This is a genomic window from Microbacterium sp. NPDC087591, from assembly GCF_044743625.1.
Taxonomy (GTDB): Bacteria; Actinomycetota; Actinomycetes; order Actinomycetales; family Microbacteriaceae; genus Microbacterium.
Map to the genome: position 1 here is coordinate 660,817 of NZ_JBIUWU010000002.1, position 21,795 is coordinate 682,611.

At 66.6% G+C, this 21,795-nt stretch carries 21 protein-coding genes; 6 read left to right on the top strand and 15 right to left on the bottom strand.

What is annotated here, in order from left to right; translation table 11 throughout:
• Window positions 1-25 precede the first annotated feature (25 nt).
• The 5 genes from ACIOVG_RS13815 (at window position 26) to ACIOVG_RS13835 (ending at window position 4,407) form a co-directional block, all read left to right on the top strand.
• Complete coding sequence (locus tag ACIOVG_RS13815; protein WP_400874377.1) at window positions 26-1,102, top strand: Rieske 2Fe-2S domain-containing protein; 1,077 nt, start codon at window positions 26-28, stop codon at window positions 1,100-1,102.
• Window positions 1,099-2,913: a cytochrome bc complex cytochrome b subunit gene (locus ACIOVG_RS13820; RefSeq protein ID WP_400874380.1), complete on the top strand. Its 1,815-nt coding sequence runs from the start codon at window positions 1,099-1,101 to the stop codon at window positions 2,911-2,913. Before ACIOVG_RS13815 ends, ACIOVG_RS13820 begins: the two co-directional genes overlap by 4 nt.
• Window positions 2,914-2,992: 79 nt before the next feature.
• Entirely contained in the window at window positions 2,993-3,406 is a 414-nt protein-coding gene (locus ACIOVG_RS13825) for a RidA family protein (protein WP_400874383.1), read from the top strand.
• Window positions 3,403-3,906 (top strand): GNAT family N-acetyltransferase, encoded by a 504-nt coding sequence (locus ACIOVG_RS13830; protein WP_400874386.1) that lies wholly within the window; start codon window positions 3,403-3,405, stop codon window positions 3,904-3,906. The genes ACIOVG_RS13825 and ACIOVG_RS13830 overlap by 4 nt, the downstream gene beginning before the upstream one ends.
• A gap of 81 nt (window positions 3,907-3,987) precedes the next feature.
• On the top strand, window positions 3,988-4,407 hold the full coding sequence (locus tag ACIOVG_RS13835) for a rhodanese-like domain-containing protein (RefSeq protein WP_400874389.1): 420 nt from the start codon (window positions 3,988-3,990) through the stop codon (window positions 4,405-4,407).
• Between the two features lie 63 nt (window positions 4,408-4,470).
• Here the strand turns inward: ACIOVG_RS13835 and ACIOVG_RS13840 are convergent, their stop codons facing one another.
• From ACIOVG_RS13840 to ACIOVG_RS13860, 5 genes are all read right to left on the bottom strand, one after another.
• Window positions 4,471-4,905 carry a cytochrome c oxidase subunit 4 gene (locus ACIOVG_RS13840; RefSeq protein ID WP_400874392.1) on the bottom strand — a complete coding sequence of 145 codons (435 nt, stop codon included), beginning with the start codon at window positions 4,903-4,905 and terminating at the stop codon, window positions 4,471-4,473.
• A 3-nt stretch (window positions 4,906-4,908) separates the two neighbouring features.
• A complete protein-coding gene (gene ctaD / locus ACIOVG_RS13845) occupies window positions 4,909-6,642 on the bottom strand; it encodes a cytochrome c oxidase subunit I (RefSeq protein WP_188895205.1) in 1,734 nt (577 codons plus the stop codon).
• 3 nt (window positions 6,643-6,645) lie between these two features.
• Complete coding sequence (coxB, locus tag ACIOVG_RS13850) at window positions 6,646-7,542, bottom strand: cytochrome c oxidase subunit II (protein ID WP_400874396.1); 897 nt, start codon at window positions 7,540-7,542, stop codon at window positions 6,646-6,648.
• Window positions 7,543-7,684: 142 nt separating this feature from the next.
• On the bottom strand, window positions 7,685-8,053 hold the full coding sequence (gene erpA, locus ACIOVG_RS13855; RefSeq protein WP_400874399.1) for an iron-sulfur cluster insertion protein ErpA: 369 nt from the start codon (window positions 8,051-8,053) through the stop codon (window positions 7,685-7,687).
• Between the two features lie 100 nt (window positions 8,054-8,153).
• Window positions 8,154-9,563 carry a dipeptidase gene (locus tag ACIOVG_RS13860; protein ID WP_400874405.1) on the bottom strand — a complete coding sequence of 470 codons (1,410 nt, stop codon included), beginning with the start codon at window positions 9,561-9,563 and terminating at the stop codon, window positions 8,154-8,156.
• A gap of 46 nt (window positions 9,564-9,609) precedes the next feature.
• Here ACIOVG_RS13860 and ACIOVG_RS13865 point away from each other — a divergent pair, with 46 nt between their 5' ends.
• Window positions 9,610-10,182: a DUF3043 domain-containing protein gene (locus ACIOVG_RS13865; RefSeq protein WP_400874408.1), complete on the top strand. Its 573-nt coding sequence runs from the start codon at window positions 9,610-9,612 to the stop codon at window positions 10,180-10,182.
• 66 nt (window positions 10,183-10,248) lie between these two features.
• Here the strand turns inward: ACIOVG_RS13865 and ACIOVG_RS13870 are convergent, their stop codons facing one another.
• From ACIOVG_RS13870 to lspA, 10 genes are all read right to left on the bottom strand, one after another.
• A complete protein-coding gene (locus tag ACIOVG_RS13870; RefSeq protein WP_400874411.1) occupies window positions 10,249-11,271 on the bottom strand; it encodes a quinone-dependent dihydroorotate dehydrogenase in 1,023 nt (340 codons plus the stop codon).
• A gap of 10 nt (window positions 11,272-11,281) precedes the next feature.
• Window positions 11,282-11,752 carry a transcriptional regulator NrdR gene (gene nrdR, locus ACIOVG_RS13875; RefSeq protein WP_400874414.1) on the bottom strand — a complete coding sequence of 157 codons (471 nt, stop codon included), beginning with the start codon at window positions 11,750-11,752 and terminating at the stop codon, window positions 11,282-11,284.
• Between the two features lie 9 nt (window positions 11,753-11,761).
• Window positions 11,762-13,066 carry a histidinol dehydrogenase gene (hisD, locus tag ACIOVG_RS13880; RefSeq protein ID WP_400874417.1) on the bottom strand — a complete coding sequence of 435 codons (1,305 nt, stop codon included), beginning with the start codon at window positions 13,064-13,066 and terminating at the stop codon, window positions 11,762-11,764.
• Window positions 13,067-13,068: 2 nt separating this feature from the next.
• The gene (locus ACIOVG_RS13885; RefSeq protein WP_400874419.1) at window positions 13,069-14,271 is read right to left on the bottom strand and encodes a hypothetical protein; all 1,203 of its coding nucleotides are present in this window, start codon (window positions 14,269-14,271) and stop codon (window positions 13,069-13,071) included.
• A 72-nt stretch (window positions 14,272-14,343) separates the two neighbouring features.
• Window positions 14,344-17,862 carry a DNA polymerase III subunit alpha gene (gene dnaE / locus ACIOVG_RS13890; RefSeq protein ID WP_400874422.1) on the bottom strand — a complete coding sequence of 1,173 codons (3,519 nt, stop codon included), beginning with the start codon at window positions 17,860-17,862 and terminating at the stop codon, window positions 14,344-14,346.
• A gap of 75 nt (window positions 17,863-17,937) precedes the next feature.
• Window positions 17,938-18,951 (bottom strand): hypothetical protein, encoded by a 1,014-nt coding sequence (locus tag ACIOVG_RS13895; protein ID WP_400874425.1) that lies wholly within the window; start codon window positions 18,949-18,951, stop codon window positions 17,938-17,940.
• Window positions 18,926-19,531, bottom strand: coding sequence for an RNA polymerase sigma factor (locus ACIOVG_RS13900; protein ID WP_400874428.1), 606 nt, complete (start codon window positions 19,529-19,531; stop codon window positions 18,926-18,928). The genes ACIOVG_RS13895 and ACIOVG_RS13900 overlap by 26 nt, the downstream gene beginning before the upstream one ends.
• A 50-nt stretch (window positions 19,532-19,581) precedes the next feature.
• Entirely contained in the window at window positions 19,582-20,160 is a 579-nt protein-coding gene (locus ACIOVG_RS13905; RefSeq protein WP_400874431.1) for a GNAT family N-acetyltransferase, read from the bottom strand.
• Between the two features lie 45 nt (window positions 20,161-20,205).
• Entirely contained in the window at window positions 20,206-21,126 is a 921-nt protein-coding gene (locus tag ACIOVG_RS13910) for an RluA family pseudouridine synthase (RefSeq protein ID WP_400874434.1), read from the bottom strand.
• 2 nt (window positions 21,127-21,128) lie between these two features.
• Window positions 21,129-21,743: a signal peptidase II gene (gene lspA, locus ACIOVG_RS13915; protein ID WP_400874801.1), complete on the bottom strand. Its 615-nt coding sequence runs from the start codon at window positions 21,741-21,743 to the stop codon at window positions 21,129-21,131.
• Between the last annotated feature and the right edge of the window lie 52 nt (window positions 21,744-21,795).

Genomic DNA, 21,795 nt, shown 5'->3' on the forward strand with positions numbered 1-21,795 from the left:
CGAAGAGGAACGTACGAGGAGCACCATGGCACACGACGACGACTCGCAGGCTCTTGACAGGGCCTACCAGCCCTCTCCAGGGCTGGGTGTCGCAGTCAGCGATCCCGTGCAGAACCCGGGGCTTCCGCCGCACCGCGAGCGGATGACCGACAAGGACCCGCGCGCTGAGAAGACCGCGGACCGCACTGTCTACACCCTGTTCTACCTCTCGCTCGCGGGCAGCATCTGGGCGGTCGCCGCCTACATGCTGTTCCCGATCGAGAGCGGCGCGCTCATCGACATCCGTCAGAACAACCTCTTCATCGGCCTGGGCATCGCCCTCGCCCTGCTGAGCATCGGCATCGGCGCGATCCACTGGTCGAAGGCCCTGATGTCCGACAAGGAGCACATCGAGTACCGCCACCCCACCCGGGGCAAGGACTCGACGCGCGAGGCGGCCATCAAGGCGTTCGCTGACGCCAACGAGGAGTCCGGCTTCGGACGCCGTACGATGATCCGCAACTCGCTGTTCGCCGCGGTCGTGGCGTCGATCATCCCCGGCGTCACCCTGTTCCGTGGCCTCGCGCCGCACTCGACGCCCGAAGACCCCACCGCCGGTGACCCCGTCACGCTGCTCAAGCACACGATGTGGGACGAGGGCATGCGCCTGGTCCGAGACCCTGACGGCACGCCGATCCGCGCATCGGACGTCACCCTCGGATCCGCCTTCCACGTGATCCCCGCCGATCTCGCTGAGCTCAGCCACCACGATGGCTACCTCGAGGAGAAGGCCAAGGCGATCGTGCTGATGATGCGCCTGCGCCCTGAGCAGCTCATCGAGGCCGAGGACCGCAAGGACTGGTCGTACGACGGCATCGTCGCGTACTCCAAGGTCTGCACCCACGTCGGCTGCCCCGTCGCCCTGTACGAGCAGCAGACCCACCACCTGCTGTGCCCGTGCCACCAGTCGCAGTTCGACGTGACCGATCACGCCAAGGTGATCTTCGGACCGGCTGCACGCCCGCTGCCGCAGCTGCCCATCACGGTCGACGACGAGGGCTACCTCGTCGCACGCAGCGACTTCAAGGAACCCGTCGGCCCGAGCTTCTGGGAGCGCCATTGAGCACCGCAACGCTGTCCAAAGACGACAAGGAAACCAAGGCACCGCTCGGCGGTCGCTTCGTGGGTGCCGCGTCGAACTACATCGATGAGCGCACCAGCCTGTCAGGCTTCGTCAAGGAGCTCGGTCGCAAGATCTTCCCTGACCACTGGTCGTTCATGCTCGGCGAGATCGCGCTCTGGAGCTTCGTGGTCGTGTTCCTCTCCGGGACCTTCCTGACGTTCTTCTTCCAGGCGTCCATGGTCGAGACCCACTACACCGGTGCCTACGCTCCCATGCGTGGAATCGAGATGTCTGCGGCCCTCGAATCGTCGCTCCACATCTCGTTCGACCTTCGCGGTGGCCTCCTGGTTCGCCAGATCCACCACTGGGCCGCCCTGGTCTTCGTGGCCGGCATCGGCGTGCACATGCTCCGCGTGTTCTTCACGGGTGCGTTCCGCAAGCCCCGCGAGCTCAACTGGGTCATCGGCTTCGTGCTCTTCATCCTCGCCATGGCGGAGGGCTTCACCGGCTACTCGCTCCCCGACGACCTGCTCTCGGGTAACGGTCTGCGCATCATCGACGGCATGATCAAGGGCTTCCCGATCGTCGGAACGTGGATCTCGTTCCTCCTCTTCGGCGGCGAGTTCCCCGGCACCGACATCGTCGGTCGTCTGTACACGCTGCACATCCTGCTGTTGCCGATGCTCGTCATCGCACTCATCGTGGTGCACCTCATGCTGATGATCGTCAACAAGCACACGCAGTTCGCCGGCCCCGGCCGCACGAACGACAATGTGGTCGGCTACCCGATGATGCCGGTCTACATGTCGAAGATGGGTGGCTACCTGTTCATCGTCTTCGGCACGATCGTGCTGATCGCGACGTTCTTCCAGATCAACCCGATCTGGAACTACGGTCCCTACGACCCCTCCCCCGTGTCCGCCGGAACCCAGCCCGACTGGTACATCGGATTCGCGGACGGCGCGCTGCGTCTGGCGCCGTCGAACTGGGACGTCGTCTTCCTCGACCGCACCTGGTCGTTCGGCATCCTGGTGCCCGTCGCGGTGCTGGGTCTGTTCATCGTCGCCGTCGCGATCTATCCCTTCATCGAGGCGTGGATCACGGGCGACAAGCGCGAGCACCACATCGCTCAGCGTCCGCGCAACGCGGCCACCCGCACCGCCATCGGCGTCGCCGGCGTCGTCTTCTACGCGGTGCTGTGGGCTGCGGCATCCTCCGACCTCATCGCGACGCACTTCATGCTCACGATGGAAGGCGTGATCCACACGCTGCAGGCGCTCCTGATCCTCGGCCCGATCCTCGGCTACTTCGTGACGAAGCGCATCTGCATCGCGCTGCAGAAGAAGGACCGTGAGATCGTGCTGCACGGTTACGAGTCCGGTCGTATCGTCCGCCTCCCCGGTGGCGAGTTCATCGAGGTGCACCAGCCGGTCGACCAGTACGACCGGTGGAAGCTCATCGACGTCGACGGCTACGAGCCGCTCGTCGTGCGGCCGAACGCCAAGGGCCGGATCCCGTGGACCGAGAACCTCCGTTCCTCGATCTCGCGCTGGTTCTTCGAGGACCGTCTTGCTCCGCTGACGCAGGCGCAGATCGACGAGGCCGACGCGCACCAGCACCACGTCACGGCTCACAACGACGAGACCGAGGCCGCCGAGATCCAGGGCGCTCACGAGCGCGCCGGTTTCCCGGACGCTCCGCTCACGGTCGATGAGACGCACGTCGACGAGACGCCGAACACTCCGAGCACGGTCATCGCGACCGAGCCGGTGAAGAAGCCTCGCAAGAAGAAGTCGGAGGACGGCGAGTAGACCTCGACCGCTCCCCCGCTGAAAGGGCCCTGTCCATCCGGACAGGGCCCTTTCATGTGTCCATGGAAGGATCGAAGGTATGACATCCGCCGTCAGACTCATCCGTTCCGATGCCCTCGCCGATGCCCCCTACGCGTACGCCGCCACCGCTCCGGCCGGCTCACGTCTCATCTTCCTCGCCGGTGCCTGTCCTCTCGAGGATGACGGGACGACGACCGCTCCCGGCGACTACGCCGCACAGGCAGCCCGCTGCGTGGAGACGCTGAGAGTCGCTCTGGCTGCCGCGGGAGCGTCCCTGGATGACATCATCAGCACACGCGTTCTGGTGGCCTCCTCACGGCAGCAGGACCTCGTGACGTCCTGGGACGTCATTCACGCCGCCTTCGGCTCCCACGACGTGCCGAGCACGCTCCTGGGTGTGACCGTGCTCGGGTATGACGACCAGCTCGTCGAGATCGAGGCCATTGCGGCGGTGTCCGGAGACGCATCGTGACCGGCTCGATACGTCCGGCCGAAGGCGCCGACGCCGAGGTGATCCAGGCGATCGAGACGGCAGCGGATGCGCTGCTCATCGATGTGCTGGGCGCCTGGCAGTGGCCGCCTGCCGCCGACGGCGCCTCACGTCTGTCATCCCCCGGTTTCGTGCTTGTCGGAGAGGATGAGGCCGACCACTCCCCCGTGGGGTTCGTCCATGTCCTCGACGTCGACGGTCACGCGCACCTCGAGCAGCTGTCCGTGCTCCCCGAAGCAGGTCGCCGAGGTCATGGTCGCGGCCTCGTCGCCGCTGCACTCGACGAGGCTCGCGAACGCGGCTATACGCGCGTCACGCTTCGCACGTACGCAGAGGTTCCCTGGAATGCGCCCTTCTACGCGTCCTGCGGCTTCCTCGAGAGCATCCCGGAGACACCGTTCCTCCGTGACCTCGTCGACGTCGAAGCGTCGCTCGGGCTGGACAGGTACGGCCGCCGCGTACAGATGACCGTCGAGCTCTGACCGACGGCGCTGGCCGAATTCCGCTCATCGACGTCCGGATGGCGGCGGCGGTCCACCTGCCGCCGCTCCTAGGCTGAGAGCATGATCGAGCGCTCCGACTACTACGCCGCCAAGCTGGCCTACGAGACCGACGCCAGTGACGTCCATGCCGCTCTGAAGGCCGGGGAGAGCATCGTCGTCATCGATGTGCGCTCCGACGAGGCCTGGGCCCAGGGACGCGTCGCCGGCGCGACGCACATGCATTACAGCGAGATCGCCACCCGCGCCCCGCTCGAGATCAGCACAGACGCGGAGATCGTGGTCTACTGCTGGAGCCCCGGCTGCAACGCCGGCGCGAAGGGCGCCTTGGAGTTCGCGAAGCTCGGCTATCGCGTGCGCGAGATGATCGGCGGCTTCGAGTACTGGGTGCGCGAAGGGTATGCCGTCGAAGACGCTGACGGCATACACCACCGTCCCGTCGACCCGCTGACCGGGATCGCGCGCATCCGCACACGCGCCTGATCACCTCACCAGGACGAAGAAGGCCCCCGGACGGATCCGGGGGCCTTCTTCACGCGGTGGCTCTCAGCGGGCGAAGTTGCCGCGGTAGTACTCGTACACCCAGCCGACGATCGCGACGACGAAGATCGCGAGACCGATCGGGAGCAGGAAGTGTCCGACAGCCAGACCCACGACGAAGACCGCTGCGGACGCGGCGAGGACGATCGGCCACCAGGACCACGGGCTGAACTCGCCGAGCTCGGGGTCGCCGTCGTCGATGTCCGCGGTCAGGATGTCTTCCGGCAGCTCGCCCTTCTGAGCGGCGTGCGTGCGGTCGAGGTAGAACGCGACCATCGCACCCATGAAGGCGGCGAAGAACAGGGCGACCGTGCCGACCCACTCGATCCGCATCGCGAAGTTCTCGGACGGTGTGGCCAGGATGTGCCAGCCGGTGTAGACGACGCCGATGAGGGCGAAGAATGCTGTCAGCACCCACCAGAGGATGACGTTATCGCGCATGACTCAGTGGACCTCTCGCTCGCCCGGAGCCGTCGTGGCGAACTCCGCAGCTTCCGGGTGATTCAGATCGAACGCGGGCCGCTCGCTGCGGATGCGCGGGATCGAGGTGAAGTTGTGACGCGGCGGCGGGCAGGACGTCGCCCACTCGAGCGATGCGCCGTAGCCCCACGGGTCGTTGACAGTGACCTTCGGCGCCTTGCGGGCCGTGATCCAGACGTTCAGGAAGAACGGCAGCATCGAGGCACCGAGGATCATCGCGCCGATGGTCGACACCTGATTCTGCCAGGTCCATCCGTCAGCCGCCGAATAGTCCGCGTAGCGACGCACCATGCCGTCGACGCCCAGCCAGTGCTGGATCAGGAAGGTCATGTGGAAGCCGATGAACAGCATCCAGAAGTGCACGTAGCCGAGACGCTCGTTGAGCATGCGACCCGTCCACTTCGGCCACCAGAAGTAGAAGCCGGCGAACATCGCGAACACCACGGTGCCGAACACGACGTAGTGGAAGTGCGCGACGACGAAGTACGAGTCGGAGAGCGCGAAGTCCAGCGGCGGCGCCGCGAGGATGACACCGGTCAGACCACCGAAGACGAAGGAGACGAGGAATCCGAGGGCGAACACCATGGGGGTCTCGAAGGTGACGGAGCCTCGCCAGAGCGTGCCGATCCAGTTGAAGATCTTCACACCGGTCGGCACCGCGATCAGCATGGTCATCAGAGCGAAGAACGGAAGCAGCACCGATCCGGTCACGTACATGTGGTGAGCCCACACGGCGACGGACAGGGCGGCGATCGCGATCGTCGCGTAGACGAGGGTCTTGTATCCGAAGATCGGCTTGCGGCTGAAGACCGGGAAGATCTCGGAGACGATGCCGAAGAACGGCAGCGCGATGATGTACACCTCAGGGTGACCGAAGAACCAGAACAAGTGCTGCCAAAGGAGCACACCGCCGTTGGCGGGGTCGTAGACGTGTGCACCGAGGATGCGGTCGGCGGCAGCGGCGAAGATCGCGGCGGCGAGCACGGGGAACGCCATCAGGATCAGCAGGCTCGTGATGAGCGTGTTCCAGGAGAAGATCGGCATGCGCCACATCGTCATTCCGGGGGCACGCATCGTGATCACGGTCGTGATGAAGTTCACGGCACCGAGGATCGTTCCGAAACCGGAGATTCCGAGACCGACCATCCAGAGGTTTCCACCGACACCCGGCGAGAACGACGCGCTGGCCAGCGGCTGGTACGCGAACCATCCGAACGAGGCAGCACCCTGCGGGGTGAGGAAGCCGGCGACGGCGATCGTCGAGCCGAAGAGGAAGAGCCAGAAGGCGAAGGCGTTCAGACGCGGGAAGGCGACGTCGGGAGCCCCCAGCTGCAACGGCAGGATCGCGTTGGCGAAACCGGCGAACAGCGGCGTCGCGAACATCAGCAGCATGATCGTGCCGTGCATCGTGAACAGCTGGTTGTACTGCTCCTTCGTCGGGATGATCTGCATTCCCGGCGCGAACAGCTCGGCACGGATGACGAGAGCCATCACACCACCGAGGAGGAAGAACAGCACGGAGGCGATCAGGTACATGTACCCGATGGTCTTGTGGTCCGTGGAGGTGATCCACTTGACGACGATGTTGCCCTTCTGCTCGACACGCGAGGAGCTCATCAGAGCGGCCTGGCGTGCGGGAAGAGCAGTGGGTCGGGAGCGAGGGGCCTCGTCGGTGCGGGGGGCTTCAGTTGTCGACATGGCTTACTCCTCTCCTTCCTCGGAGTCGTTCGTGGGCGTGTTGCCGGGGAGGTTCGACAGACGGTCGTACTCGTCCGTGATGTCACCGGTGTTGCCCTTCTCCTTGAGCTGCTGGAGATAGGCGTCGTACTCGTCCTGTTCGACGACCTTGACGTTGAAGAGCATCATCGAGTGGTACTCGCCACAGAGTTCGGCGCACTTGCCGGCGTACTCGCCGACACGCGTCGGGATGAAGGACCAGGAATTGTCCTTCCCGATGTACATGTCCTTCTTGTAGAGGAAGTCGATGATCCAGAAGGAGTGGATGACGTCACGCGACTGCAGGTTGATCGTGACCTTCTCGTCGACCGGGAGCACCAGCGTCGGAAGCTGCGCCTGGTCGATGTTGCCGTCCTTGTCCGGCTGGGCCTGGATGCCCATCGTCCAAACGGTGTCTTCGTCCGTGTCGGCGTCGTACTGGAAGTCCCACGCCCACTGCTTGGCGATCGCGGTGATCTCGACGTCGGGGTCGTCCCACTTGGCTTCGATCTCGGACTGATCGCGCGCGGTGAAGAAGAACATTCCCAGCACGAGGATCAGCGGCACGATCGTGTAGAAGATCTCGATCGGCATGTTGTACCGCATCTGCACGGGCAGACCTGTCTGGCCCTTGCGACGACGGTAGGCGATCGCAGCCCAGGCCATCAGGCCCCAGGTGATGACGCCGACGGCGAGAAGAACGATCCAGGAGTTGACCCAGAGAGACGACACACGCTCGGTCTGGTTGGTGGTCGCAGGCTCACCCTCCACGAAGCCCGGCAGATAGCCGTTCAGCTCAGTGGTGGTACATCCCGCCAGGACCACGGCTGCCACGACTCCCACAGGGAGTGCGGCCCAACGAAGGCGGCGTTTCGAGGGCACGATGCACCTTTCAGATTGCGGACAGGGCACATCCAAGTCTAGGGCAACCTCACACCTGATTCATGCCAACCACGCAGGTTGCGGAGGGTTCCGGGCGCCGTTTCGAGCGATGAGGCCGCGCACGGCACCCGAAGACCGCAGGTCAATGGAAGCTGTCTCCGCAGGCGCAGCTGCCCGCAGCGTTCGGGTTGTCGATCGTGAAGCCCTGCTCCGAGATCGTGTCCTTGAAATCGATGGACGCACCATCGAGATACGGCACGCTCATGTTGTCGACGATGACCTCGACGCCGTCGAAGTCGACGGTCTCGTCACCCTCGAGGTAACGCTCATCGAAGTAGAGCTGATAGATCAGGCCGGAGCATCCGCCGGGCTGCACGGCGACGCGCAGACGCAGGTCGTCACGACCCTCCTGCTCGAGCAGGTTCTTGACCTTGAGGGCGGCGGCGTCAGTCAGGCTGATGCCGTGGGCCTTGGTGGCGGTGGTGTCCGAAGTCAGTGTGGTGTCGCTCATGTCGCTCCTTGTGACGGGCCGCGGTGGCACGGCTTTCCCGCAATTCTACCGTCGCATGCGGCGAAGGCGGCGAGAACGAGGGAGAGCCGTGCCACCGTGGTCAGAGCGGGCGCTCGAGTGCGTTCATGCGCGCGAGCATCAGGGCCTCGGTGGCGACCGCGTGGCGGAACGTGTCGAGGTGCAGCGACTCGTTCGGGCTGTGCGCCCGCGAGTGCGGATCCTCGACGCCGGTGACCAGGATCTGAGCCTCGGGGAACTCTCGCACCAGGTCGGCGATGAACGGGATGGAGCCCCCGACGCCGAGGTCGACCGGTGCGACGCCGTACCCGTCGCGCATTGCGTCGCGTGTGAGGCCCACGGCCCATCCGCTGGTGTCGACCAGGAAGCCGTCGCCCAGATCCACATCCGAGAACGTCAGCTCGGCCCCGTACGGAGCGTGCGCACGGAGGTGACGCTCGAGAGCCGCATAGGCATCCGCCCCGCTCTGGCCCGGCGCGACTCGAGCGCTGAGCACCACCGTCGTCTCGGGCAGGAGTGTGTTGGATGCCGCGGCCACACTCGTCGTGTCGATGCCGATGATCGTGATGGCCGGCTTGTTCCAGATGCGGCTGAGGATCGTCCCGTTGCCGATCGGCTGCGTGGTCGGCAGCAGCCCCGCCTCGTCGCGGAGCGTCTCCTCCGAGTACTCGGGCGTCGGCGAGTCCCGCTCCGCGAGTCCTTCGACCGCGACGGAGCCATCGTCGTTCCAGAGCGTCGAGAGCAGCTTCACCGTCGCCATCATCGCGTCGGGCACCGCCCCCCCGAACATCCCGGAGTGGGATGCGTGATCCAGTGTGCGCACACGAAGGACGAAGCGCGCATTGCCGCGCAGCGACACGGTCAGTCCGGGCGTGACGGAATCCCAGTTGCCGGAGTCGGCCACCACGATGGCATCGGCACGCAGCGCCTCCTTGTTGTCTGAGAGGAACTGCGCGAACGACGCCGAGCCGTACTCCTCCTCCCCTTCGATGAACAGCGCGATGCCCAGATCGAGGTCTTCGCCGAGCACCTCGGACACCGCCCTGATCGAGGCGATGTGCGCCATGACGCCTGCCTTGTCGTCCGCGGCGCCTCGCCCGTACAGGCGTCCGTCGCGAACAGTGGGCTCGAACGGGGGCGTCTCCCAGAGCGCGTCATCACCCGGAGGCTGCACATCGTGGTGCGCGTACAGCAGGATCGTGGGCCGGCCGTTGCGGGCGGCTCGGCTGGCGAGCACGGCCGGCTGGCCCAGCTCCTCGGTACCCGGGATCGCTGCGCGCAGCACGCGCACGTCGTCGAACACGCCGGTGTCCCTGGCGAGGGCCGCGACGGCATCAGCGCTGCGCTGAAGCTGGGTCTGGTCGAACGCCGGCCAGGCCATGCCGGGGATGCGCACGAGGTGGCCGAGGTCGGAGAGCGCGGCGGGGATTCCGGTCGCGACCGCGTCGAGGACGGCCGAGTCGGACGCACTGGGGAGAGCAGGAGAGGTCATGCGAGTAATCTTAAGGTGATCCATCATCAGCGAACCGAGGAATCTCGTGGCCACTACCCCTGTCCCCCCATCGACGAACGACGACGCCCCCGAGACGACCGCCGTCGGAAAGGGCCGCGCGACCCCGACCCGTGCGGAGCAGGAAGCGGCGCGCCGCCGCCCCCTGGTCGCGAACACCAAGGAGGCGAAGGCCGCAGCGAGGGCCGAGCTGAACGAGCGCCGCAACCGCGCCCAGGCCGGCATGGCCGCCGGTGAGGAGAAGTACCTCCCCGCACGAGACAAGGGTCCGCAGCGCCGCTGGGTCCGCGACTACGTCGATGCCGGCTGGCACCCCGCGGAGTTCGTGATGGCCGTGATGGTGCTCGTCATCCTCGCCTCGCTCGTCCCCGCGCAGCTCGCGATCGCCTACTACGCCTACATCGCGATGATGGCGTATCTGCTCATCGCCGTGGGCGGCATGATCCTGCTCGGGCTGCGCGTCAAGCGCAAGGTCGCCGAGAAGTTCGGCAAGGAGCGCATGGAGCGCGGTCTCGGCTGGTACGCCGCGATGCGCGCCCTCCAGATGCGTTTCATGCGTCTGCCGAAGCCACAGGTCAAGCGCGGCCAGTACCCGTCCTGACGCCCTGCTCGTCACGACGAAGGCCTCCTCGCTCGACAGAGCAGGAGGCCTTCGTCGTATGTCGTGTCAGCGCGCGACGAGTCCGCGGTTGATCTCGCGTCCCCAGAACGGTCCGCGGTACAGGAAGGCGGTGTACCCCTGCACCAGGTTCGCGCCGGCGTCCAGACGCTCCTGCACATCGGCGGGTGTCTCGACTCCCCCGACGGCGATCACGCAGAACTCCGTCGGCACCGCCGCGCGCACGAGGCGCAGGACCTGCAGAGAGCGTTCCTTGAGCGGAGCGCCCGACAGCCCGCCCGCGCCGGCGGCCTCGACCGTCGCGGCATCGGTGAGCAATCCCTCACGACTGATGGTCGTGTTGTGCGCGATGATGCCGTCCAGACCTTCGGCGACTGCCAGCTCGGCGATCGCCGTGATCTCCTCATCCGGCAGGTCGGGGGCGATCTTCACCAGCAGCGGAGTCGCACCGGCGGCCTCACGCACGGCCCGCAGCAGCGGCGCGAGGGTCTCGACCGCCTGCAGCCCGCGCAGACCGGGGGTGTTCGGCGACGAGACATTGACGGCGAGGTAGTCGGCGAGCGGAGCGAGGCGGGTGGCAGAGGCCACATAGTCCGCCGTGGCGTTCTCGACGTCGACCACCCGGCTCTTGCCGATGTTGACGCCGATGACGGTGTCGGGCGCACCGCGTCGCAGTGACGCCAGCCGACGGGCGGCGGCGTCGGCACCCGCGTTGTTGAAGCCCATGCGGTTGATCACCGCGCGGTCCGCGATCAGACGGAACAGGCGCGGCTTCGGGTTGCCCTCTTGCGGGATCGCCGTCACCGTGCCGACCTCGACGTGGCCGAAGCCCAGTGCGGCGAGTCCGCGCACGCCGACGGCGTTCTTGTCGAACCCGGCGGCGACGCCGAACGGCGAAGGGAACGTGAGCCCGAGCGCCTCGACGCGCAGCGTCGGATCCGGGCGCGTCAGAGCACGCGTCGCCCACGAGAAGGGGGGCGTACCGAGCACACGGATCACCGCCATGCCGGCGTGATGGGCGAACTCGGGGTCGAAGCGCGACAGGACAGCGCGAAAGAGCAGCGGATACATCCCTGCCAGATTACCGGTCGACGGACTGCCGCTCCGCGTGATCGGCGCGAAGGTCGGTGATCGCACTCTCGAAGTCCTCGAGCGAGTCGAACGCCTGGTACACGCTCGCGAACCGGAGGAAGGCCACCTCGTCCAGGTCGCGCAGCGGGCCGAGGATCGCGAGACCGATCTCGTTCGTGTCCAGCTGGGACACTCCCGTCTGCCGCACGGCCTCCTCGACGCGCTGGGCGAGGATCGCCAGGTCCGCCTCGGTCACCGGGCGCCCCTGGCAGGCCTTGCGGACGCCCGAGATCACCTTCTCGCGGCTGAACGGCTCCATCACGCCCGAGCGCTTGATGACATTGAGGCTCGCCGTCTCCGTCGTCGTGAAACGTCCCCCGCATTCGGGGCACTGCCGACGTCGACGAATCGACAGGCCGTCATCGCTGGTACGCGAATCGATCACGCGAGAGTCGGAATGGCGACAGAAAGGGCAATGCATCTGTCTAACCTACGCCGTGAAACGAGCCTCGATCGCCTCGCCGTGCGCCGGGAGCACCTCGGCGTTCGCCAGAGCGACCACGCCGTCACGCACGGCGGCGAGAGCGTCCCGGTCGTATGAGATGACCTGCTGCGGGCGCAGGAACGTGTAGGCGCCAAGACCGGGAGCGTAGCGCGCCTGTCCGCCCGTCGGCAGGACATGGTTGCTTCCGGCCATGTAGTCGCCCAGGCTGACCGGCGTCTGATCTCCGACGAAGACCGCACCGGCACTCGTGAAGCGCGATGCCACGTCGGCGGCATCGGCCACGTGCAGTTCCAGGTGCTCGGGAGCATAGGCGTTGCTGAATGCCGTCGCCATGGACAGGTCGTCGACCAGCACGATCGCGGACTGCGGTCCGTCCAGGGCCACCCCGACCCGCACACTGTGGCGCGTGGCCGCTGCCTGGCGCTCCAGCTCGGCGTCGACGGCGGCGACCAGCTCCGGGGCATAGGTGACGAGCACTGCGGACGCCTGCTCGTCGTGCTCGGCCTGGCTGATCAGGTCGGCCGCGATCAGACGCGGGTCGGCATCGGCATCGGCCACGATCAGGATCTCGGTCGCTCCTGCTTCGGAATCCGTCCCGACGACGCCGGCGACAGCGCGCTTGGCGGAGGCGACGTAGTTGTTACCCGGCCCGGAGACCACGTCCACCGGATCCAATCCGATGCCGGGCACGCCCCACGCGAGAGCACCGATGGCCCCCGCGCCCCCGATCGCGTACACCTCGGTGACTCCGAGCAGCCCGGCGGCGGCGAGGATCGTCGGGTGGATCCTCCCGTCGTGGTCAGCCTGCGGCGGGGAGGCCAGCGCGATCTGCTGCACGCCTGCCACCTGCGCAGGGACGACGTTCATGACGACGCTGGACGCGAGCGGGGCCTTGCCGCCGGGGATGTACACGCCGGCGCGCGACACCGGCTGCCAGCGCTGCAGGATCTCTGCGCCCGGACCGATCACGGTGGTCTGCGCCTGCGGCACCTGGGCCGCAGAGCCCTGCCGCACGCGGGCGATCGCCTCTTCGAGCGCCGCTCTCACGGCGGGCTCGACGGAAGCCAGCGCCTCGTCGATGTGTTCGGCGGGCACACGCACGGCGTGACCGGAGACTCGGTCGAACTTCTCCGCCTGCTCCCGCAGCGCGTCCTCACCGCGCTCGCGCACGTCGTCGACGATGCGAGCGGCGGTCTCGAGAGCTTCCGCCCTTGCCTGGGTGGCGCGAGGTACCGCCGCGAGCATGCCTGCCGGCGAGAGCTCGCGCCCCCGCAGATCGATGGTGCGCACTGTCAACCCTTCGTGATGTCTGAGATGTCGTGGAGATAGCCGATGCGGCCGTCATCATGACGGACCACGAACGCGCCACCGCGGTCCTCGATCACGAGAGCCCAGGCGCTCGGACCGATGCGGAACAGCGGCTCGCCACGCTCATCGTGCACGTCGCGCTCAGACGGCGCCAGGATCCAGAACGGCTGTGCCACCTCCGGCGAGGCCTCACGAGGGTTCGTGGCCTCGACATCGGGTGCCTCGGTGAACTGCTCGTCGCCGATCACATCGGTGTCGGCAGAGCCAGCGGTCTCCACGGTCTGCGCGGTCTCGAGGAGAGACTCGATGCTGCCGGTGTCGGAGACGATCTCCTGGTTGCGCGAGCGCCGGGAGTACGTCGGCACATACTCCTCGTCGGCAGTCGTGTCTTCGGTGCCGGTATCGCCGCCGGAGGCGTGCGAGGCGATCGGAACCTGTGCGGCGAGGTCGAGTCGCGCGACCTCGTCGGTCGCCTGGTCTCCGGAGAGCTCGACATCGAGCTCGACCACGTCGATGGCGTGGGTCGCCGGCTCGGCCTCGTCGTCGGACACGGCGACGTCGCGAACAGCGTCCTGCTGCTGCGCCTCATCGACGACGGCAGCGGGCTCCGGCCGCGGACGCGGGATCACGGGACGCACCGGGTTCGCGTTGCGATGCGCGAGCGTCACCAGACGCCCGTGGAAGTCCTCTTTGAGACCGGGGATGATCGGGGCGAACACGGTGAGCACCACCAGAGCAAGCGCAGCGACCAGCTGGACGACACCACCCCACCACAGGCTGAACACGCCCACCTCGATCACGGACGACACGGCACTCCAGAGCAGACCGACCCAGAAGACCGCGCCGACCGAGAACGCCACCGAGGCGAACTGATCGATGCCCAGAGAGCCGACACGGCGGATTCCCTCCGGCGAGAAACGACGCAGGACCAGGAGGAACACCGCGACCGTCGGCACGCCGATGGGCAGGATCCACTGGATGCCGGTCCCCCAGATCGAGACGCCCTGAGCGAAGGGGAAGAAGGAGATGACGAAGGCGATCACCCAGACGCCGACGATGAGAAGCTCACGCAGCGTGAAACCGAGGACGCCGAACTCGGGTGTGACGTCGTCGTCGTAGAGCACGCCGTCGTCGTCGATGAACGGCTCGCTCTCCGCGTCCGGGATCTCAGGGAGTTCCGTGCTCATCAGTATTCCTTTCGTCACGGTGCATGACAGGGAGGGGCATCATGCTTCCCGACGGCTCACGATCCTACCCGCTCACCCCAGGCAGGTCGGTCCGAGCAGAGACTTGAGGTCACCGAACAGGTCGGCCGTGACCTTCACCGGCATCGGCACATCGAAGACCTTCGCGACACCTCCCCGGTGCACGCGGAGCACCACCTCCGTCTCGCCGTTATGGCGTCGGAGTATCTCTGCGAGCTCACCCATCACACGCTCGGTCGCCCGCTGCTCGGCGAGCACGAGCGACAGCGGACCAGCGGCATCGAACGATCCGACGTCCGGGGAGAACGCCGACTGCGCGTGCAGATTGAGTCCGTCATCACGCCTCGACACGCGACCGCGGACCGCGAGGATCGAGTCCTGCTGCAGGGTGTGCTGGAACTCGGTGTAGGTCTTGCCCATGAACATCACGGTGACCTCGCCGTTGAAGTCCTCGACGGTGATCATGCCGTACGGATTCCCACTGGCCTTCGCGACGCGATGCTGGACGCTGGTGACGAGCCCGGCCACGGTGACCTGATCGCCGTCCTGCAGGTCCTCCGAGTTGTTGAGGTCGTGGATCGAGATCGATGCGTGCTTCGCGAGCGGCACTTCCAGACCGGCGAGCGGGTGGTCCGATACGTAGAGCCCGAGCATCTCGCGCTCGAACGCGAGCTTGTCCTTCTTGATCCACTCGGGGCGTGCGGGAACCTTCGCGGGAGCCGCCTCCTCCATGCCGTCGTAGAGACTGTCGAAGTCGAAGCCGATGGCGCCCTGGGCTTCGTTGCGCTTGCGGTCGACGGCCGCCTCGACCGCGTCCTCGTGGATCTCCATGAGGGCGCGACGTGTGTCGCCCATCGAGTCGAAGGCACCGGCCTTGATGAGGGACTCGACCGTGCGCTTGTTCGAGACGTGCAGCGGCACCTTGTCGAGGAAGTGGTGGAACGACGTGAACCGCTCGTCCTTCCGCGCGTTCACGATGCCCTCGACCACGTTGCTGCCGACGTTTCGGACGGCGCCGAGGCCGAAACGGATGTCGTCGCCGACGGCCGCGAAGAAGTTGATCGACTCGGAGACGTCGGGGGGAAGCACCTTGATGCCCATGCGACGGCACTCGTTCAGATACAGCGCCATCTTGTCCTTGGAGTCGCCGACGCTGGTGAGGAGCGCGGCCATGTACTCGGCCGGGTAGTGCGCCTTGAGGTAGGCGGTCCAGTACGACACGACGCCGTATGCCGCGGAGTGCGCTTTGTTGAAGGCGTAGTCGGAGAACGGCAGCAGGATCTCCCAGAGCGCGTTCACCGCTCCGTCCGAGTAGCCGTTCGCGTGCATCCCCGCCTGGAAGCCCTCGAACTGCTTGTCCAGCTCCGACTTCTTCTTCTTGCCCATCGCGCGACGGAGGATGTCTGCTTGACCGAGCGAGAAGCCGGCGACGCGCTGGGCGATCGCCATGACCTGCTCCTGGTAGATGATCAGACCGTAGGACTCCTCGAGGATGTCGGCGAGCGACTCCTCGAACTCCGGGTGGATCGGCGTGATCGGCTGCGCACCGTTCTTTCGGAGCGCGTAGTTCGTGTGCGAGTTCGCCCCCATGGGGCCAGGACGGTACAGGGCGATGAGCGCCGAGATGTCTCCGAAGTTGTCGGGTCGCATCAGGCGCATGAGCGAGCGCATGGGCCCGCCGTCGAGCTGGAACACGCCGAGGGACTCTCCGCGGGCCAGCAGGTCGTACGCGCCCTGGTCGTCCAACGCGAGGTGCTCGAGGTCGAGCTCTTCGCCACGGTTCGTGCGGATGTTGTCGAGCGCGTCGGAGATGATCGTCAGGTTGCGCAACCCGAGGAAGTCCATCTTGATCAGGCCGAGCGACTCGCAGGACGGGTAGTCGAACTGCGTGACGATCTGGCCGTCCTGCTCGCGGCGCATGATCGGGATGATGTCGAGCAGCGGCTCGGAGGACATGATGACACCGGCGGCGTGCACACCCCACTGGCGCTTCAGACCCTCGAGGCCGATGGCGCGGTCGAACACCGTCTTCGCCTCTGGGTCGGTGTCGATGAGCGCGCGGAACTCGCTCGCCTCCTTGTACCGAGGGTGCGCGGAGTCGAACATGCCGTCCAGGGGCATGTCCTTGCCCATCACGGGCGGCGGCATCGCCTTGGTGAGGCGCTCCCCCATGCTGAACGGGAACCCGAGCACGCGTCCGGCGTCCTTCAACGCCTGCTTGGACTTGATGGTGCCGTACGTGACGATCTGCGCGACGCGTTCGGAACCGTACTTCTCCGTGACGTAGTCGATGACCTCGCCACGACGACGGTCATCGAAGTCGACGTCGAAGTCAGGCATCGAGACGCGATCCGGGTTGAGGAACCGCTCGAAGATCAGGCCGTGCTCGAGCGGGTCGAGGTCGGTGATCCTCATGGCGTAGGCGACCATGGAGCCGGCACCGGAACCACGGCCGGGACCGACTCGGATGCCGTTGTCCTTCGCCCAGTTGATGAAGTCGGCGACCACGAGGAAGTAACCCGGGAAGCCCATCTGCAGGATGATGCCGGTCTCGTACTCGGCCTGCTTGCGCACCTTGTCGGGGATGCCGGCGGGGTAACGGTAGTGAAGGCCGTCCTCGACCTCCTTGATGAGCCAGCTGTCCTCGGTCTCGCCGTCAGGGACGGGGAATCGGGGCATGTAGTTCGCTGCCGTGTTGAACTCGACTTCACAGCGCTCCGCGATCAGCAGCGTGTTGTCGCAGGCCTCGGGGTGGTCGCGGAAGAGCTGGCGCATCTCGGCGGCGGTCTTGATGTAGTACCCGTCGCCGTCGAACTTGAAGCGGTTCGGGTCGTCCATGGTCGAACCCGACTGCACGCAGAGCAGCGCGGCGTGCGCGTCGGCCTCGTGCTGGTGCGTGTAGTGCGAGTCGTTGGTGCCGACCAGCGGGATGTTCAGGTCTTTCGCGAGACGCAGCAGATCCGTCATCACGCGCCGTTCGATCGACAGACCGTGGTCCATGATCTCGGCGAAGTAGTTCTCCTTGCCGAAGAGATCCTGGAACTCGGCGGCGGCGGCGCGTGCCGCGTCGTACTGACCGAGGCGGAGGCGCGTCTGGATCTCGCCGGAGGGGCAGCCGGTCGTTGCGATCAGGCCCTTCGAGTACGTCTGGAGCAGCTCGCGGTCCATGCGCGGCTTGAAGTAGTAGCCCTCCATGCTCGACCGCGAGCTGAGCCGGAAGAGGTTGTGCATCCCCTCTGTGCTCTCGCTCCACATCGTCATGTGGGTGTAGGCACCGGAACCGGAGACGTCGTCGCTCTTCTGGTCGGGAGAGCCCCACTGCACTCGTGTCTTGTCGCTGCGGTGGGTGCCGGGAGTCACGTACGCCTCCAGGCCGATGATGGGCTTCACACCCGCCGCATTGGCCGCCTTGTAGAACTCGAAGGCGGCGAAGGTGTTGCCGTGATCGGTGACCGCGATGGCAGGCATGCCGTACTCCGCGGCCGCCTGCGTCATCGATCCGATCTTCGCCGCGCCATCCAGCATCGAGTACTCGCTGTGGACGTGCAGGTGGACGAAGGAGTCGGATGCCATGGGTTCGATTCTACGGCGAGGCCCCGACATCGGAGCTCGATGTCGGGGCCCGCGGACAGCCGGAGAAGCCCGCCGTCAGTTCTCCGGCTGGAGATGCACGCCTGCGGGCGCGGAATCCACGATGGAGACGTCGAGGGAGCCGCGCGACTCGGGCGAGTCGAGTGAGCTGCGCCCCACCATCAGACCTCGCCGCATGTCGATCGTCACCGTCTCCATCCAGTTGCTCTCGCCGCCGTCCGGGATCGCGACCGTCGTGAAATCGCCGTCCTGCGAGACCACCCTGGCGCCGGGAAGGAGGGCCATCGTCTGGAACATCGCCGCCCGCAGATCGGCGGGCGCCAGGTTGAAGTCGATGGGCTCGGTCAACCGCGGCGGGGGGTATCCGGAATCCGGCTCGTACGCCGCCAGCCAATCCAGCAACGCCTGGGGGTCCCTCGGCATCTGGCCGTAGAGCCGTGACATCGGGCTCAGGTGGTAGTAGTGCGTCTCCCACCCGTCGCCCCCCATGATGCGTCCGCCGGGGTGAGCGACGATGTCAGGCAGCATCCGGCCCCCGGACAGCTCCTGCTCCTCGATCCGTCCCTTCCACTGCGGCTCGGACACATCGGTGATCTTCTCGGCATCGGTGCTGTCCTCGATCCAGTCCTCACTTCGATCAGCCGGGACGTAGAGCGTGCGCGTGCGGGACAGCGTGTAGGTGACGTCGATCTCGGTCCCCTCCTCGGGCACGAACCCCCGCATCGGCTGCGTCCACGTCTCGGAGATGCGGATGTACTGTCCCGGCGCCGGCGTCAGCGCCTCCGTCGTGAGAGTGACCTCCGCCGCCTCCGCCAGCACGACGGCTGCGGACGCGATCGGTGTGCTCGGAGGCGCCACCACGGATCCGACCACGATCGCCGTGACGGCTGCCCCCGCCACCAGGCCACCGATGCCGATCCCCGTCCATGCACGCAGCCGCCGACGCCGGGCGCGAGGAGCGAGGCCCCCGGCGATCTCACGATTCAGCGCGCGTCGAGCGTTCTGAATCGACTCTTCGGCGACCTGGGCCTCATCGGCCCCGATCTCACGCACTCGTTCCAAAAGCTGCATCGTTCTCCTCCTTCGCCATCCAGGTCAATCGGGCCGCCGAGTGCGATCCGGGTGGTGCGAGCTTGCGCCGGACGCGGTTCAGCCGCGATCGGACCGTCCCCACGGGAACGCTCAGCGCTTCGGCGATCTGCTCGTAGGTGAGGTCTCCCCAGGCGTGCAGCAGCAGGGTGTCGCGGTCACGGGCGGCCAGAGCCGCGATCCGCGGCGCCAGTCGTCGTAGGGCGGCATCGGCATCGAGACGCGCGTCCGCCATCGCATGCTGCGGTTCCTGAACCACGGCATCCGCCGAGGATGACGCCTGGAACGCGCGCCACTGGCGTGCCTCGTCGGCCCGATGGCTCTTGACCACCTTCGTCGCGATACCCAGCAGCCACGGGCGGGCGGAGTCGGCTCGCCCGTCGAAGGCGGCACGGCGCCGGAAAGCCACCAGGAACGTCTCGCTGAGCACGTCGTCGACGGCGTCGGCTCCGACTCGTCGCCGGATGTAGCCGCCGACGGGTCGGACGTGCCGCTCGAAGATCTCGGAGAAGACTCCGGGCTCATCGAGCGACCGCTGAATGATCTCGCTGTCTGTGCTCACACTGGGTATTGCCCCGATGAGCGGAGACGGTTCACGAAATCTTCCAGACGTCACGATCCCTGCAGATCGAGCCGCATCAGCACCCGGGGAAAGCCGTCCAGCACGGACTCCGTGTCGGCCGCTTTCGTGAAGCCCGCGCTCTCGAACAGCGCACGCGTTCCCACGTACGCCATCGTCAGATTCACCCGCTCGCCCTTGTTGTCGACCGGATACGCTTCGATCGCAGGGGCTCCGCGCTGCCTCGCGTACGCGACAGCTCCCTCGATCAGGGCGTGCGAGATCCCCTGCTTGCGGTGCCCAGGACGCACACGGATGCACCACAGCGACCACACGTCGAGATCATCGATGTACGGGATCAACCTGTTGCGCGCGAAACTCGTGCCGTTTCTCGGGTACACCGCCGCCCACCCCACGGGTTCATCGTCCAGATAGGCGATCACCCCCGGCGGTGGATCCTCATGGCACAGCCCCCGCACGCGATCGGCGCGCGCCGGACCCCTCAATGCGAGGTTCTCCTTGCTGCCGATGCGATAGCTCAGGCAGAAGCACACGTTCGACGTCGGCTTCTTCGGCCCCACGAGTGTCGCGACGTCATCGAAGTCGGTTGCGGGGCGAACCTCGATGTCCATGCGTCCAGTGTCTCCTACACCGCCGACACCGCGCCGCTGCTCGGACTACTCGCCGCGCAGGATGTCGAGCGCGTGCCGGAAGTCCGCAGGATACGGCGACTCGAACCGCACCCAATCGCCCGTCGTCGGATGCGCGAAGCCGAGCTTGTGCGCGTGCAGCCACTGACGGGTCAGACCCAGGCGTGCCGACAGCGTCGGGTCGGCACCGTAGAGCGGGTCCCCCACACAGGGATGCCGGTGCGCGGCCATGTGCACGCGGATCTGGTGCGTGCGACCGGTCTCGAGATGGATCTCGAGCAGCGAGGCACCGGGGAACGCCTCCAGCGTCTCGTAATGCGTCACCGATGGCTTGCCGTCGGGAGTCACCGCGAACTTCCACGAGTGGTTCGGGTGGCGTCCGATGGGCGCATCGATCGTGCCGGACAGCGGATCCGGATGCCCCTGCACGACCGCGTGGTAGATCTTCTCGACAGTGCGCTCCTTGAACGCCCGCTTCAGCGCCGAGTACGCCTGCTCGGACTTGGCGACGACCATCAGGCCGCTGGTGCCGACGTCCAGTCGATGCACGACACCCTGTCGTTCCGGCGCGCCGGAAGTGGCGATGCGGAAGCCCGCGGCGGCGAGTGCGCCGACGACAGTGGGACCTTCCCATCCGAGTGAGGGGTGGGCTGCGACTCCGGTCGGCTTGTCGACGACGACGATGTCATCGTCGTCGAAGACGATGCCGAGTTCCGGCACCGCGATCGGGACGATCCTGGGCCCTTCCTTCGGACTCCACTCGACCTCGAGCCAGGCGCCGCCGCGCAGACGATCGGACTTGTCGAGCGTCACGCCGTCCAGTCGCACCCCGCCGGCTGCGGCGACGTCCGCAGCGAAGGTGCGCGAGAACCCCAGCATCTTGGCCAGGGCGGCATCGACGCGGGTGCCTTCCAATCCGTCGGGTACGGGGAGAGACCGTGATTCCACGATCAGCGTCCTTCTGCGGCCGGCGTGCTGCCTTCGACGCCGGCGTCGGCTGCGTCGTCCACCACGGAGGCGTCCGCGTCATCCGCGCGCGCGCTCTCGGCGATCGCCACCGCCTCCGCTTCCTCCTCGGTCTCGACGACGACATGATCGCGCTCGCGGGAGCCGTCGAAACGCAGGCCGAAGACGACCAGGAGCGCCACCGAGATCATGCCCGTGACGATGAACACGTCGGCGACGTTGAAGATCGCCGGCATCATCCACGGCATGGAGATCATGTCGACCACATGGCCGACGGGGAAACCCGGATCGCGGAACAGTCGATCACCGAGGTTTCCGAGCACACCGCCCAACAGGCAGCCGAGGACGACGGCCCACAGGCGCGAGCGCAGCCCGAACGCCTTCCAGATGATCACCGCCGCCACCACCGACAACGCGATGGTGAAGATCCACGTGACCTCGGAACCGAGCGAGAACGCCGCTCCGGGGTTGCGCACGTAGTACAGCTGGAGGAATTCTCCGAGCACAGGCACGGGCTCCTGCAGCGGCAGGTTCGTGATCGTGAGGTACTTCACAAACTGATCGGCGGCCAGGACGATCGCTGCGAGAACCGCAACGATCGCACCGGCCGCCGACCGACGAAGGGGACGACGTCGTGACAAGACCTACGAC

Coding starts and splice junctions, on each gene's coding strand:
- dnaE (WP_400874422.1), bottom strand. CDS start 17,862: ATGGCATCCGACTCCTTCGTCCACCTGCACGTCCACAGCGAGTACTCG.
- ctaD (WP_188895205.1), bottom strand. CDS start 6,642: ATGTCGACAACTGAAGCCCCCCGCACCGACGAGGCCCCTCGCTCCCGA.
- ACIOVG_RS13885 (WP_400874419.1), bottom strand. CDS start 14,271: ATGAGCACGGAACTCCCTGAGATCCCGGACGCGGAGAGCGAGCCGTTC.
- ACIOVG_RS13825 (WP_400874383.1), top strand. CDS start 2,993: ATGACATCCGCCGTCAGACTCATCCGTTCCGATGCCCTCGCCGATGCC.
- ACIOVG_RS13860 (WP_400874405.1), bottom strand. CDS start 9,563: ATGACCTCTCCTGCTCTCCCCAGTGCGTCCGACTCGGCCGTCCTCGAC.
- nrdR (WP_400874414.1), bottom strand. CDS start 11,752: ATGCATTGCCCTTTCTGTCGCCATTCCGACTCTCGCGTGATCGATTCG.
- ACIOVG_RS13905 (WP_400874431.1), bottom strand. CDS start 20,160: ATGGACATCGAGGTTCGCCCCGCAACCGACTTCGATGACGTCGCGACA.
- ACIOVG_RS13840 (WP_400874392.1), bottom strand. CDS start 4,905: ATGCGCGATAACGTCATCCTCTGGTGGGTGCTGACAGCATTCTTCGCC.
- erpA (WP_400874399.1), bottom strand. CDS start 8,053: ATGAGCGACACCACACTGACTTCGGACACCACCGCCACCAAGGCCCAC.
- ACIOVG_RS13815 (WP_400874377.1), top strand. CDS start 26: ATGGCACACGACGACGACTCGCAGGCTCTTGACAGGGCCTACCAGCCC.
- ACIOVG_RS13835 (WP_400874389.1), top strand. CDS start 3,988: ATGATCGAGCGCTCCGACTACTACGCCGCCAAGCTGGCCTACGAGACC.
- ACIOVG_RS13895 (WP_400874425.1), bottom strand. CDS start 18,951: ATGCAGCTTTTGGAACGAGTGCGTGAGATCGGGGCCGATGAGGCCCAG.
- ACIOVG_RS13870 (WP_400874411.1), bottom strand. CDS start 11,271: ATGTATCCGCTGCTCTTTCGCGCTGTCCTGTCGCGCTTCGACCCCGAG.